Source organism: Bacillus sp. FSL K6-6540 (assembly GCF_038007545.1).
The window spans coordinates 3,194,138-3,208,056 of the sequence record NZ_JBBOXH010000001.1 but is presented as its reverse complement, the minus strand read 5'-3'; the positions used below and the strand labels follow the sequence as shown (position 1 = coordinate 3,208,056).

The following is a 13,919-nucleotide window of genomic DNA, read 5'->3' as shown; positions in this document are numbered from 1 at the left end:
CTCTGTCTGCGCCGTGCGCAGTGTCGTCAAAGCCCACCCGGGCAGCAGGTTTCTCCCGTTTCGTCTCCATCCGTCTATAAGCTTACTGACCGATTATTTCAAGCCCTTATCTTTCAGGAATTGCTCGAACTGACGCGTCACCTCCTCCACGTATTTATCTTCGCCCGCCTCCTTCAGCTTGCCGTAAAGAACGGGCCAGGTCTCCTCGAAATCGAGCGTGCCGGTCACGAGTCCCCGTTTGTACTCGCCCCATACGGCATTCAGGTTCGCGATTTCCGTGCTGACCGGCTCGGAATTGAACTTGAAGGCGCCGACCGGATTGATTTCAGAGCTTTCGTTGATTTTTTTCGTTTCCTCCCATATGTTCTCCGGTTGGCCTTCCTTCAGGTAGGAATTGAAGACGCTGCCGAAGACCCAATCCATGTTCGGACGATACCTGGAATCCGGCATCGCTTTGATATACTCCCCGCTCAGCTTCTCGTAATGCACGCCCTCTAAGCCGTTGATCATCAGGTTGTAGAGCTCCTTATCGGTGTTGATCAGATTGAGCAGCATCATGGCCCGTTCCGGATTCGGCGAAGTGCGGCTGATCGACTGGTTGGTCGTTGCCGAATAACCGTTGGAGAACCAATCGCTGAGCGGGATGATGATGACATCGTTGCCGCCGTTCTTCGGCTTGACCTCTGCCTCGACCCCAGGCTTCAATGTGACGTCAAACTCGACCGCGATCTGGCCCTTGGATTGGTAGTCGGTCATTTTTTCCGTGGCCGCGTCCTTGTGGATGTACCCGGCTTTATACCATTTGCTGGCCAGGCGGAAATTGTCCAGCTCCTCCTCCGGATAGCGATGCAACGTGTAGGAAGGGTCATCGGTCTTGATGTAGAAATGATCGTCAAGCCCCGGAACGACCCAATATTGATCGTCATGCGCCTGCGGGTTGACAAACGAGCCGCCGAACAGGCCGATCGGGATAATGCCCGGCTCGTTCTGCTTGATCTGCTCAAGGAACGGTTCGATATCCGCTATCGTTTTGATTGTGGAAGGATCCAAGCCGTATTTGTCGGCAAACCGCTTCTGCACGATAAAGCCGTATCTTGACCCGTTGATTTGCTGATTCGGGATGCCGTAAATTTCCCCGTCTACCGAGAGGCCATCCCACATCACCTGAGGGACATCCGTCTTCAGCTGCGGCGCGTACTCATCCAAGAGCCCGTTCAGCGGTTGTATGGCCCCTTTCCGTACAAGCTCTTCCGGTTTCAGCATGTAACCGGTCCACAGAATATCGAATTTCTCGCCCGCCGCCAGTACGGTGTTCATCTTCTGCACGTAATCCCCGATTGCGACCGGCATCAGCTTGACGGTGGCGTTCAACTTCTCCTTCACGATTTTGTTGATCTCCTCTTCGACCTTCTTCTGGTCCGGCTGCAGCTGCAGCAGCGGATAATACCAAGTCAGCTCTGCGGGCTCAAGCCCGCTAGCGCCGCTCGCCTCCGGTGTCGATCCTTGCGTGCCGGTCGTTCCGCTGCCCGAATCGCTCTTCCCGCCGCTGCCTCCGCAGCCGGCAAGCGCGGACATGGCGATCATGATGACCGCGAGCAATCCGAATAATCTTTTTTTCATGACATGACCTCCTGAACGTTTATTGGTTGATATATGTTAACCCTTAAGGGAGCCAACCGTAAGCCCTTTCACGAAAAACCGCTGGAAGAACGGGAAGATGATCAGCATCGGCCCGCCGGCCAGCACGGCGATCGCCATTCTTGCCGAGTTGTTCGGGAAGCTGGATAAATCGATGCCCAGCTGCTGCGAAAATTCCGAATTGGAGGTTATGAACTCGATGCTGCCCAGCGTTCGCACAAGCAGCAGCTGCAGCGGCACCTTGTCGGGATCGTCGATATACAGCATGGCGTTGAACCATTCGTTCCAGTACGTGAACGAGATAAGCAAACCCAGCGTGGCCAAGGCCGGCGTGGATAGCGGCAATATGATCCGGAAAAAGATGCGCAGCTCCCTTGCCCCGTCGATTTTGGCGGATTCCACGATTTCAAGCGGAATTTTGGACATGAATCCCTTCATGACCATGATGTTGAAGGGAGAGAGCAGAACCGGCAGGATTAGTGCAAGCAAGCTGTCCTTTAAATGCAGGTATTGGGTGATGAGAATATAGGAAGGGACGAGCCCGCCGCTGAACAGCATCGTGAAAAACACGTAAAACGTCGTTACCCTCTTGTAGCGGTAATCCGGTCTCGAGATGACGTATGCGGTCATCGCGGTGAGCAGAAGGCCTGCCAGCGCTCCAATGACGGTCACCGTGATCGTGACCCCGTATGCCCGCAGCAAAATGTCGGGTGCGTCGAGAAGATAGCGATAAGCCTCCAGGCTGAACGTTTCTGGAAAAAACTGATAGCCTTTGTCGGTAAGCGACGCTTCGTCCGTCAGCGAGACCGCGACAACGAGCAGAAACGGCAGGACGATGGCCAGCGATAGCAGGATGAACAGCAGATGGATTAACATTTTGGATAGTTCGAACTTCTTCGGCATCGGGTATCCTCCTTCTTACCACAGGGAATGCTCAGGGTTGATTTTGCGCACGATTCCGTTCGCCGCCAGCACGAGCACGAAACCGACAACCGACTGATAGAAGCCTGTGGCGGCCGACATGCTGACATTACCGATCTCGCGAAGCGCACGGTACACGTACGTATCGATAATATCCGTGGATCCGTACAGGAAGCCGGAGTTGTTCGGAATGAAATAATGCAGTCCGAAGTCGCCGCGGAACATGTTGCCGATGGACAAAATCAGCAGAATGATGACCAGCGGGGCCAACAGCGGGATGCTAATTTTCATGGCCATCTGCCATTTCGTCGCACCGTCGATCCGGGCTGCCTCGTAATACTCGCTGTTAATGCCGATGATGCCCGCAAAATAAATCAGCGTGTTGAAGCCGACTGCCTTCCATAAATGAACAAGAATGAGAATGGCCGGCCATGCCTCGGCCGTCTGGTACCAACTGATCGGATCCATGCCAAACATCTGCAAGGTGCGGTTTATGAAACCGTCGGAATGGTTCAGGAAGGCATAGGCCACGTATCCGACCAGCACCCAGGATAGAAAGTGGGGCAGGAACAGCGCGGTCTGATAAAATTTGCTCCATTTCGCCCTGAGCTCGTTCATCAGAACGGCCAACAGCAGCGCAGCGGCGGTGGTAGCTGCAATGTATGCGGCATTGTACAGCACGGTATTGCGTGTGATCCGCCAAGCCGTATCGGTCGAGAACAAATAACGGAAGTTTTCCAGACCTACCCATTCGCTGCCGAATATGCCGAGATCGTAGCGGTAATGCTTGAAGGCGATGATCAATCCCACCAAAGGAATATAGGCAAAGATCAGCTTGTACAGAATCCCCGGCAGGGATAAAAGAAACAGCTCGCGGTTGTTTCGAAAATGGCGAAGCTCCCTGCGAAGCGCCGTTTTTTTTGGGCGAGTGCCGACTGGTTCTGAATCCGGGTCGGTACCGGTTCCCGGTCGGTTCGCCGGTTCCGCGCCCATTGAGCCCGATAGTGGTAACTTCTTCAACATAGCGAAAGCCCCTTCCTTTCCTTGTGCACTTCTTGCCTGCGTTCCAGGCTTTGCACGTTTAACGATAGCTCAAAAGCGGTACTTTCCGTTACTGTACAATTTCAGGATTGCTGTACAGGCGGACTGTAGGGATTTCGGAATGCTGTACAGCCGGCTGTATAGATCCAAGATTGCTGCACTTGAAGAATTTTAGGGCTTTGCCTGCGTTAAGGGAACACCGTTCTCCCATCATCGATACGATGCCCAAGGTGCAGGAGGCAGTGGAGACAGTACTTTTCAGTTACGCGTTGATCCAACTGGTCGATGGGGGCTCGCAGCTTGTATCGAATCTGCCGGTTCGCCCGCATTCGAATGGATATCATTGTCGGAGCACGGCATGGCAAAAACCCGCAAACGGCAACACTCGCCTGCGGGTCTGATGGAACCTGTGCGATTTAAGTACTGCGCTCGATGGCGCACTTCAGGCGGTACTCTTTCGGGGTCGTTCCATACCGGCGCTTGAACAGCCGATAGAAATAGCTTTCATTGCCAAAGCCTACCTTCTCCATGATTTCGGCCACGGTCAATTGCTGCTGCTCCAGATACTGCTGGGCACGGGCAAGCCGAGTCGCGTTGATCTGGTCGACTACCGTCGCACCTTCCTGAGCCTTGAACACTTGCCCCAAATAGACGGAACTCATCTTCAGCATATCGGCGATCTTCTGTACGTTGAGGTCCGGATCGGCATAATGCTTATCGATCATTTCCTTGACGGTATCCGCAAGCAGCCGGTTTTTATCCTCGCGTCCGCTCCTGCGCTGTTCGAACACCTCCCGCACGACGTCCAGGAGCACGCACTCGATCTCGTCCAGCGTCTCTTTTTCGAGAATGCGGCGGTTGATCGCCTGCAGATTGACCGACACCGGGTTCAAGTTGTTATTATTCATTTCACCGAGCGTATGGCTCAGCGTCATGGTCAAATGCAGCAGCGCCGAAAACATGCCGTCAAAGCTAAACTCGGCAAGATGCTCCCTCCAGCTCCGAATGGCTTGCTCCGTCTCTTCCGGATTACCGCCCTTTAAGCCCTCCGTCAGCCGGCGTTCCAGTTCCTTCGGAATGGTAAGCGATTCGTTCCGCTCGTTCCTGCGGATCATCTCCGGCCGCATCACGGCGCCCTTACCGAATATCATGCGATAGTTGGAATGCCGCAGCGCCAGATTGTAATGTTTCGTAAGCTCGCGATAATCCTCGAAGGTATCGCTTAGCGTTACGGTGAACGTAATCCGATAGAAGCGGAGAATGGTTTGCTGAAGTTCACGGAAGCGTTCGTGCAAGGACTCGAGGTGACCGGAATCGCCCCCGACAACAAAAACGAGATGGCCGCTCTTCATATCCGCCGCTTCGCAGGAGCCGCCATGGCGCAGCAGCTCCTGGCCGATATTCGCGATGGCGAAGGAATAGAGCTCTTCCGCCCGGGGGACCGGCTGCAGGACCTGGCTTTGCAGGTCGTCGAGCTGCACAAGCGCAAGCAGAAGCGGCGACGGATGCGCGATATCGATCCCGTACTGCTCCTTCATCCGCATAAACGCTTCTTCGTCCATGCTGTCGCTTGTGCCGATCAGGCTCCGCAGATGATATAACTTGGCGATATTCCATTGCGTGGCCCGCTCCTGTTCCAATCCTCTGAGCTTGCCGATCATTTCCGTTACGTTCTCCGTGATCAGGGACAGCTCATCCTTGGCTTTGGCGTCCCCACGTCCATCGTAGGGCACCAGCGTAAGCAGGCGTCCTACCGGTTTGTATAGCCGGAGCGAAATCAGTACGGACAGCAGCAAAGCCAGCATGGCCACGGACAATGTCACGGCCATTTCCGTCCACCGCATCTGGCGGACGCTGCCCAGCACGTCGTCATAGTCTTGAAGGCTGATGATCTGCCAGTCGTTTAAGCCTTTGCTTAAATAGGTGACCTTATATTTCTTATCGCCTTGTTGATGGATGAAGGAGTCCGGTGCATGGTTTGCCGAGCCCATCCGTCCGAGTAAATCTCTCTTGATGTCCAGCCCGGGCGGTAGCTTGCGGTCGCCCGCCATCAGCACTTGACCATTGCCGTCCGTAACGAACAGGACGTCGTTTTCCCGTTCGGCAACCCGATTAAGCGCTTTCACATTATCCAGCATCCACCCCGGCTTCACGGTCAAGATCAGCACGTTCCGATTGACGGAACCGAGGCTCGGCCCATCATATATGAAAAATGCGAACACGTCGATGCCTTCGTTCTCCCCGTCGAGGTCGAGCGGAATGAGCTGCAGCTTCGGCAGGTCCGCACGAGCGTCCATGTAATCTTCCAGTGCGCCGTAAAGGACGCGCGTATCCATATCATGGCTCAGCGACGAGAAAAAACGGCCCTGTTTGCCGTTATAAAAAACGGCGGCGTGCAAGTACGGGGAAGCAGCAACCGTGCGGTTCAAACGCTCAATCTTCAGAATGCTCTGCTTATAATCCGCCCCGGATTTCAGTGCGATGAGCTCTTCGTCGTTATACAGCGATACCGCCAAATCCTTCACGATCCCGTTCATGTTCTCGATGTTGTAGTTGATTTGGGTGAGCAGCTTGACGTCGGCCTCATGCTGGAGGCTCAACACTTTGTCACGGGCGGCGGCGTTCAGAAAGAGGGAGGCTATGGCGAGCATGGCAACGACGAGCATAAAGCTCAGGATAATCCGCTGCAAATATTTGCGAGAGCGGAGGGTTTGCAGCAAGTTCATGGGACCACTCTCCTGCAAGTTTAGGTGGCTTTACTATAAGCCGCCGGGATTTTCATTGTCAATCTGCATTTTCGAAATATTACCCTGTACTGGATACGCACTGACCGTATCTCTGGGTATCGTCGTATGATCAGGGCTGCTCAGGTGACCCGCCCATCGCCATCCCTCTTCTGCCGAAGCATCTGCCGATAAGCACCTGGCGTCATGCCAACCTTGGCGGTAAACAGGCGCGTCATGTAGTTCGAATCGCGGATTCCCACGCGTTCCGCGATCTCGGAAATGCCAAGCACCGTGCCGCCAAGCAGTTTCTTGGCCTCCTCCAGGCGCAGGTGCAGCACGTACTGCAGTGGCGTTTTGCCGATATGCCTCTTCATGCATCTTGCGATATAACTCGCTTGGAAGTGGAGCTTTTCCTCCAGCGCGGCCCGTTCAAACGGCTCCTTCCAATGTTCGTTCAAATAGGCTGCGGCGGCCTGGGCCAGCCGGACGGAAGGCTCCGGCTCGGACGTCCGGGCGCAGCCTGCCTGCAGCGCGGCAAACAGCTCGGTCAGCAAAAGGTGTAGCTGGAGCGCATTTTCCCCGTTCAGTCTGTTGTGGATATCGTTCAATCCGCGCAGCATCGGCTCCACGTTTTGCACCTCGAAGGGCGCAAACTTCGGCAAGTACATGCGCTGCTGCGTAGAAGGCTCAACGTCTTCGACCGTGCCTTTGGACAGCAGGTTCGACCAGGGAATCTCTTCCCGACGGATGTGCGCAGCCGGATGACCATGAATGAAATGCACCCAATAAATCTCCGTGTGCTCAGAGCAGGCTCGGTGCCCGACATGCGCCAGTCCTGCTTCCAGCACCAGCAGCTTTCCCGCGCCGACCTCATACTCCGTCTGTTCTTCCGTCATATAGAGCGTTCCTTTCGTGACCAGAAGCAGGTCATAAACGTCGAAGGTGCGGGCGAAATGCCTGTCTCCCGGCTTCCATACGGCATGTCCGGCCGTAACGAATTGCGGCAGCGGCGGTATGGCGAATTCTAAGCACAGCACAGCCACCCCCTCCTTTTCGCAAGTTCATTTTGTGCTAATCAAAGTCTATATTATCACTGGTTGCCCGCATGAAAAAGAGGTACATTTGATCACGAGAAACCGCTCCATAAAGCGACTAAGGAGGCTGTTTACGCATGCGTTTTCGTCAGGTCCATCTCGACTTCCATACATCCGAGGCCATTGCCGGCATCGGAAGCCGTTTTTCAAAACCCCAGTTTCAGAACATGCTGCGTGCCGGGCATGTCGATTCCATCACGGTGTTTTCAAAATGCCATCACGGCTGGGCATATCACCCGAGCGAAGCTAATGAAATACATCCGCATCTCACATTCGATCTGCTGGGCGAAATGATCTCGGCTGCCCATGAAATCGGCGTCAAGACGCCGGTGTACTTATCCGCGGGGCTGGACGAAAAGCTGGCGCGGCGCCATCCCGAATGGCTGATCCGCGACGCGGAAGACCGTACGCGCTGGGCAAAAGATTTCATGACGCCCGGTTACCATGAATTTTGCTTCAACACGCCTTACCTGGACATCTTGCTGGCGCAGATCCGCGAGGTAGTTTCCAGGTATGATGCGGACGGCATTTTCCTTGACATCGTCGGAATCCGTCAATGCCGGTGCCAGCATTGCGTGGCCGCGCTGCGATCAGCCGGTCATGACCCTCGCGATGAAGCTGCCGTTGCCGCGTTAGGCGAATCCACCTACCTGAACTATGCCCGCCGCGTAAGAGAAACGATCGATGAGATCAAACCCGGTCTGCCGGTCTTCCATAACAGCGGCCATCAGCGTCGCGGCCGCCGCGACCTTGCTCAAGTCAACAGCCATTTGGAACTCGAATCGCTTCCAACCGGTGGCTGGGGTTACGATCACTTTCCGCTGTCCGCACGCTATGCCCAGACGCTAGGCATGGACTATCTCGGCATGACGGGCAAATTCCATACCTCCTGGGGCGAATTCGGCGGTTACAAGCATCCGAACGCGCTGCGATTCGAAACGGCGCTCAGTCTCGCCCACGGCGCCAAGTGCTCGATCGGCGACCAGCTTCATCCTTCGGGTCTCATGGATGAAGCAACCTACGCCTTGATCGGCACAGCCTATGCTGAGGTGGAAGCGAAGGAGCCTTGGTGCAGCGCAACCTCTTCCGTGGCGGACATCGCCGTCCTGTCGCTGGAGGCTGCTTGGGAGGCTTGTCCGGAAGCACGGAAGTCGGATGACCGGAACAACCTGGCGGATGCCGGTGCGGTACGCATCCTGACCGAAGGGCACTACCTTTACGACATCGTGGATGCAACTGCTGATTTTAGCCTCTACAACGTGCTGATACTGCCGGACGAGGTGCCAATATGGCCCGAATTGGAAGAGGATATCCGTGCATTCACCGCGGGTGGAGGAAAAGTTCTTGCCTCGGGTCGTTCGGGTTTGAATGCGGCAGGCGACGCGTTTACGCTGGATCTCGGATTGAACTGGAAAGGCCAGAGCCCATACCGTCCGTCTTATTTCCGCCCGGACTTTGTTCCCGGTCCTCTCATGCCTGCATCATTCGTAATGTACGGTGAAGGACAGCTGGTTGAATTGAATGGCGGCCGAACGCTGGGCAGCCGGGAGAATCCGTACTTCAACCGCGATGTGTTCACGTTCTGCTCGCATCAGCACACGCCAAGCGCCGGAGAAGACGGCGGCCCGGGCATGATCGAGAGCACAAACGGCATCTACATCGCTTGGAATGTGTTCGGCGACTATGCGGACAACGGCCATCTCATTCTGAAGGAGATGGTATTGCATGCGATCGACCGGCTCCTGCCGCAGCCTACTCTGCGCTGCGATTTGCCGGCACGAGGCATCGCGACGCTGCAGTATCAGCAGGAAGAAAACCGCTATATTAATCACCTACTCTATGCTTCACCTGTCCTGAAGGGGCGCGTTGAAGTCATCGAGGACATCGTGCCGCTGCGGGACGTTTCCGTCCGCTTGCGCCTCCCTGCGGTGCCTTCGATCCGGCGGGTCTATCTGGCCCCCTCGATGGATGAGCTTCCATACACCATTGGGAGTGAGGGGGAGATCAACTACACGGTTCCCAATCTGGATAATCATCAAATGGTTGTGCTGGAACTGGCGTAAACAACATGCTTGCCTTCATGATGAGGGAACAACTCTTCCATATGATACAAGCAGCCGCAGTCTGGAGACTGCGGCTGTTCACATCATATCGGTTCATTTTGCAGGTTTTCATGTTATGTGTTCAATATACTGAACTGCGTTTGTCAATCAATTGTTCCAAAAATCCTGCAAATGTCGGAGCATACTCCTCGATCAAATCGTTCATGAGATCATAACGCATGACAGGGAACTCCCCCTGCTCATCCTTGGCGGACGTATCGAAAAAATACAGCTCGTCCTCGTCCGGCACGAACAGATCCAGTCTGTGCGGATATTGCTCACGCCACTCCTCATCATCCTGATTCAGGCGATGTATGTATAGAATATCCGTATCGGTATATTCCCTCACGTCCGGAGGAGCTAACATGAGAATGCCCGTCCCGCTCAACGTGGCACTGCCGTAATTCTTGAGCCACCAGCGATAGGAAGGCGGCAGGCTGAATCCCAGCTCCGCTTCTGCCTCGGCGATCCATTCCTCTTTCGCGCCGCGTCCGGGAAACCATTTCACGGCTGTCGTGCTTTCCAGTTTCTCAGCCAATCGTTCATACATTTCGAAAACTCCTTCCCATCTCATTTTGCTCAATCGAGTTCAGTGACTGATTTCATCTCCACTTGATAGATCGGTTAAGAACTACCTACCATTCATAGAAATTTTCCTCGATCAGCGCCTCAAAGGAATCTGCCAAGAGTTTGACCTCTCCCGTATCGTGATGGCAGATGAACACCTTTCCTGATTGGTTGATGATTATCGGGTCGCCGGATCCGTCGATCGAGATGACATAACCAGTTTGTAATGCATCTCCAATAGGAAGCTCCTTATACTGCTCGCGGAAATCCAGCGTCAAATCTGCGACGGTTTCATTTCCAATGCTGGAGCCATTAGAGAATGCATGTACCGCAAGGCCCGCATAGGCTCCTCCGAACTTTCTTATAAAATGTACATAGTCCTCATGAAACCTTACATTCAACTGCTGCTCCGCATGTGCGATTTCCTCTTGGGTTGCCGGACTTCCTACAAGTGAGGCTCGATCCTCCCGGAAGAGGAAATTCTGTAATCTTTCCATTAATGCTTCATTCATGGGATCCTTCCCTTCTAGCATGAATCTAAATCCTCTAACGTTGAAGATCATACCGACAATTGAATGTTATATTCCATGATGTAAGCTCCATACCACATCCGTTGTGTTCCCATATGAGACATCATACGTTCCGTTCGCCCTTTCTTTCGTCATATGGCGAACGAATGTCAGCTGCTCAGCCGTTCTGGAGCTCGGTGCATTTGCTTAGTAATCGGATTATACATATTCTAGCAGAACGGAATTGCGATGAGAACCAGGTACGAAACAAGGAAAGAAGATAGCGCGAATGGCGTTTACGTTCCTCGATTTATTCTATGACAGCGGAAAGCACGCCTTCCTTTATCAAGGTCCATCGATCCCGCGGATTGACGGTAAAGGACGATGCAATCGCTACAACCATATCTTTTTCCGGAATGCAGCAGATGATATTGCCTCCATCGCCTACGGCCGAATATGTATAAATTCCGTCCTCATCCCTCAGCCACCACAAATAACCGTATTGGTTAGCGTTCATCGCCGTTGATTGGTCTATCCAATCTCCCGGTATAATCGGTTGTCCGTCCCATAGGCCGCGGTTCAGGTACAGAAAACCGAAACGCGCCATATCACGCGGGCTTAACGTAAGGCCCCATCCACCCGTGGTGTTGCCGCCGGGGTCTTTGACCCATCCCCTGACGTCTTTACCGAATAAATGATCAAATCCGAATGATCCCATGTCATGATCTGGGATTTCGGTCATGCCAATCGGTTTAAACAAGTGTTCGTTCGCAAAGGCGCGTGCGCTTTTTCCGGTGGTGCGGGTGATAATGGCTGACAGCAGGTGCACTCCTGCGGTGGAATATTTGAACGCTCCCAAGGTTCCTCCTTCCCCCAGCATATCAAGCGTATATGCTACCCAATCAGGCTGCATGCACATTTTGTCCAATGGCTCGCGCCAGTCCTCAAAGGGATAAGGAGCCGTCATCGTAAGAAGATGGCGAAGCGTAATTTGTTGGATTTGCCGACCAGCGGACCTATGATCATATTCGGGGAAGAAATCCAGCACCTTTTGATCCGCATTGTCAATATAGCCAGCACCGATGGCAATGCCTATGAGGGCGGATAAAACGCTCTTGGTGACGGATGCCACGTGGTGGGTATCCTCCGGGGCGTAACCATGATCGTATTTTTCATATGCGATATATCCGTTTCTCACCACGACCATACCGTTGATGTTGCCGTATTCGGATGGGATCAAACCATCCAGGGCCGAAAGCTTGCCGGCATCCAAACTCAAGGCTTCAGGGGCAGCGGCTTGCCATGCCTTCGTTGGCCAATACTCTCTCTTCATTAGAGATACCTCGCATTTTTTATTTGTTTTTTCGACACGGGAAAATAGACCTCAGTAACCAAGTGCTCGGCAGCCGTGGCTTGATTCGGATCGGTTACATAGATTTCATACGGGGATTGGCGCAATGCGTATCCCTCTTCTTCTATCCATTCCCTGAGCCTGGCATATACCGATGTCAAATCCGAATAGGAACCCTTCCAAACAGACTTGGCACATTGTCCTCCCTCCAGGTCCCTCGTTCCAATAACCCTTTCCTTAACCGGGAGGGCAAACTCGGTGTCATTGCCTGCTGGATTGTATTCCGAGCTGTGATAAATCGTCATGGGCGTACCAATCAATGTAAGCTTCTCCTTGGCTATCTGTTCATATAATCCGCTAAAATACCTGCCATAACCCAGAGCATAATCATCCCTGCTCATCATCCGGCGCATGAAAAGAAGATGCATTGGCGCCCGATCCACAAGCTGCACTTCAATTCGATTCAGGTACGACATCACGTCGATGCCCTTTTCCAGGCTCAGGATATCCTGGTCCATTTGGTTCAGGGCATGATGATACATATCTAATTTGTGCTGGACTTCCCGACGCTTGCGGTGAAGGGCCGTGTAAAGCTTCTCATCCGAGTGACCCGGTTCCCCCGCTAAGATTTCTTTGATTTCGTCCAGTGAAAAATGGTAAGACTTCAACCGGTTAATATAGAGCATTCTCTTTAGCTGACCGATGGAATAATACCTATACCCGTTTTCCGGATTGATCTGATCCGGATGAATTAATCCGATTTCATCGTAATACCGAAGCGTCTTCGTCGATACTTCACATAGTTTGGAGAATTCCCCGATCGGCAGCAAGGATCCACCTCTTTCCGTATATAGACTCTTGATTCAAGATCACTTTACACCTTGCCCTTAGGGCAAGGTCCACTGCTAATTTGTAAAATGGAACCCCTGATCTTCCTCGCCTCCGTACTACAACTGAGGAAGATCTTCCGGCAGTTCCCCGGTGTTCAGCCACTTCCCCGCTACGCGGTTGAATAATGCCGGATCGGCAAGCGGTATGCCGTGCCCGATACCGGGAAACACGATCCCCTCCGCACGGTTGGATAGCTGCACGAGGTCCCTGGCTGATTTTTTAACGCTGGCTCTTTCCTTCTCCCCGACCGTGACCAATACCTTCGTCGAAGATTCTTTGATGCTTGGAGAGATTGCATAGGACATGTTTTCCTTGAGCACCGAAACCAGCAGCTCCGAAGGCATATGCAGAGATTCCGAATAATACTGTTCAAAATCATCCCGATTCACGTACAGCGTGCTTGCCTGCCATCTGGAGAACCATCGGTATTTGGTCAGCGGAAAGGTCATTCGTACAGAAGGTTCGATCAGCTTCAGCGCAGCCGGCATCGGCCTAAGCAAAGCGCTGTTTACGATTGCGTAATCGATGAGTTGAGGTCGTTGGCACATCATTTCCACGAGAATCTGCGCCCCCAAGGAAAAACCGAATACAATAATTTCCCTTCCGTCGGCCTTATTCGAGATGACCTCATTGATCTGCGCTGCAGTGCGTTTTATAGAAAAGGGCCCGTTGACGGAGCTGCCGCCGTGTCCGGGTAAATCGGGAACCAGGCAGTAATCGTCTTTAAAAAAGGGAAGCTGCTTGTTCCACATCCAGCCGCTTACCCCGCCCCCATGCAAAAATACGATCATCCTTGACGCATGAATGTTTCCGCTCTCCTTCATGAATAAGTTCATTGTATCATCCCCAATATATAACATTTACTATTAATACAATTATAGTATATTAATCCGGTGATTTAACGGGTTTTTTAGAATTTCATTATACTTTTAGAAGATTTATAGTATAAATTATGCGTTGCATGGTTTGCCAATACAATTCCCTGGACCAAAGTCGAGTCTGGTTTCCTGCCGCGGATCCAGTTCAAACTCCTTCTTGGGACTGTTCTTCCTGCTCCCTGCATGGTCTACCATTAAGTG

12 protein-coding genes are annotated in these 13,919 nt (G+C 53.0%); 2 read left to right on the top strand and 10 right to left on the bottom strand.

Annotated elements, in window-relative coordinates; all coding sequences use genetic code 11:
* Positions 1-93 precede the first annotated feature (93 nt).
* From MHH82_RS14340 to MHH82_RS14330, 3 genes are read right to left on the bottom strand one after another with little or no spacing between them, the layout of a single operon-like run.
* Entirely contained in the window at positions 94-1,620 is a 1,527-nt protein-coding gene (locus MHH82_RS14340) for an ABC transporter substrate-binding protein (protein ID WP_036663258.1), read from the bottom strand.
* A gap of 36 nt (positions 1,621-1,656) precedes the next feature.
* The gene (locus tag MHH82_RS14335; RefSeq protein ID WP_036663260.1) at positions 1,657-2,541 is read right to left on the bottom strand and encodes a carbohydrate ABC transporter permease; all 885 of its coding nucleotides are present in this window, start codon (positions 2,539-2,541) and stop codon (positions 1,657-1,659) included.
* 15 nt (positions 2,542-2,556) lie between these two features.
* Positions 2,557-3,582, bottom strand: coding sequence for an ABC transporter permease (locus tag MHH82_RS14330; RefSeq protein WP_340966347.1), 1,026 nt, complete (start codon positions 3,580-3,582; stop codon positions 2,557-2,559).
* 260 nt (positions 3,583-3,842) lie between these two features.
* On the opposite strand from MHH82_RS14330, the gene MHH82_RS14325 reads away from it, so the two are divergent.
* A complete protein-coding gene (locus MHH82_RS14325; protein WP_186326412.1) occupies positions 3,843-4,001 on the top strand; it encodes a hypothetical protein in 159 nt (52 codons plus the stop codon).
* A 15-nt stretch (positions 4,002-4,016) separates the two neighbouring features.
* On the opposite strand, the gene MHH82_RS14320 is transcribed toward MHH82_RS14325, so the two are convergent.
* Complete coding sequence (locus MHH82_RS14320) at positions 4,017-6,326, bottom strand: helix-turn-helix domain-containing protein (RefSeq protein ID WP_340966344.1); 2,310 nt, start codon at positions 6,324-6,326, stop codon at positions 4,017-4,019.
* Positions 6,327-6,466: 140 nt separating this feature from the next.
* Positions 6,467-7,363: a helix-turn-helix transcriptional regulator gene (locus MHH82_RS14315; protein ID WP_251495251.1), complete on the bottom strand. Its 897-nt coding sequence runs from the start codon at positions 7,361-7,363 to the stop codon at positions 6,467-6,469.
* 134 nt (positions 7,364-7,497) lie between these two features.
* Between MHH82_RS14315 and MHH82_RS14310 the strand changes: the two genes are divergently transcribed.
* Positions 7,498-9,483 carry an alpha-amylase family protein gene (locus MHH82_RS14310; protein WP_340966342.1) on the top strand — a complete coding sequence of 662 codons (1,986 nt, stop codon included), beginning with the start codon at positions 7,498-7,500 and terminating at the stop codon, positions 9,481-9,483.
* 121 nt (positions 9,484-9,604) lie between these two features.
* Here the strand turns inward: MHH82_RS14310 and MHH82_RS14305 are convergent, their stop codons facing one another.
* The 5 genes from MHH82_RS14305 to MHH82_RS14285 form a co-directional block, all read right to left on the bottom strand.
* Positions 9,605-10,072, bottom strand: coding sequence for an SMI1/KNR4 family protein (locus MHH82_RS14305; RefSeq protein WP_015735037.1), 468 nt, complete (start codon positions 10,070-10,072; stop codon positions 9,605-9,607).
* Positions 10,073-10,157: 85 nt separating this feature from the next.
* Positions 10,158-10,601 carry an SMI1/KNR4 family protein gene (locus MHH82_RS14300; protein WP_251495245.1) on the bottom strand — a complete coding sequence of 148 codons (444 nt, stop codon included), beginning with the start codon at positions 10,599-10,601 and terminating at the stop codon, positions 10,158-10,160.
* Between the two features lie 307 nt (positions 10,602-10,908).
* Positions 10,909-11,931 carry a serine hydrolase domain-containing protein gene (locus tag MHH82_RS14295; RefSeq protein WP_340966339.1) on the bottom strand — a complete coding sequence of 341 codons (1,023 nt, stop codon included), beginning with the start codon at positions 11,929-11,931 and terminating at the stop codon, positions 10,909-10,911.
* Positions 11,931-12,779 carry a MerR family transcriptional regulator gene (locus tag MHH82_RS14290; protein WP_340966337.1) on the bottom strand — a complete coding sequence of 283 codons (849 nt, stop codon included), beginning with the start codon at positions 12,777-12,779 and terminating at the stop codon, positions 11,931-11,933. The genes MHH82_RS14295 and MHH82_RS14290 overlap by 1 nt, the downstream gene beginning before the upstream one ends.
* 117 nt (positions 12,780-12,896) lie before the next feature.
* Positions 12,897-13,676 (bottom strand): alpha/beta fold hydrolase, encoded by a 780-nt coding sequence (locus tag MHH82_RS14285; RefSeq protein ID WP_340966334.1) that lies wholly within the window; start codon positions 13,674-13,676, stop codon positions 12,897-12,899.
* Positions 13,677-13,919 lie beyond the last annotated feature (243 nt).

Coding starts and splice junctions, on each gene's coding strand:
- MHH82_RS14310 (WP_340966342.1), top strand. CDS start 7,498: ATGCGTTTTCGTCAGGTCCATCTCGACTTCCATACATCCGAGGCCATT.
- MHH82_RS14320 (WP_340966344.1), bottom strand. CDS start 6,326: ATGAACTTGCTGCAAACCCTCCGCTCTCGCAAATATTTGCAGCGGATT.
- MHH82_RS14295 (WP_340966339.1), bottom strand. CDS start 11,931: ATGAAGAGAGAGTATTGGCCAACGAAGGCATGGCAAGCCGCTGCCCCT.
- MHH82_RS14285 (WP_340966334.1), bottom strand. CDS start 13,676: ATGAACTTATTCATGAAGGAGAGCGGAAACATTCATGCGTCAAGGATG.
- MHH82_RS14340 (WP_036663258.1), bottom strand. CDS start 1,620: ATGAAAAAAAGATTATTCGGATTGCTCGCGGTCATCATGATCGCCATG.
- MHH82_RS14335 (WP_036663260.1), bottom strand. CDS start 2,541: ATGCCGAAGAAGTTCGAACTATCCAAAATGTTAATCCATCTGCTGTTC.
- MHH82_RS14300 (WP_251495245.1), bottom strand. CDS start 10,601: ATGAATGAAGCATTAATGGAAAGATTACAGAATTTCCTCTTCCGGGAG.
- MHH82_RS14330 (WP_340966347.1), bottom strand. CDS start 3,582: ATGTTGAAGAAGTTACCACTATCGGGCTCAATGGGCGCGGAACCGGCG.
- MHH82_RS14305 (WP_015735037.1), bottom strand. CDS start 10,072: ATGTATGAACGATTGGCTGAGAAACTGGAAAGCACGACAGCCGTGAAA.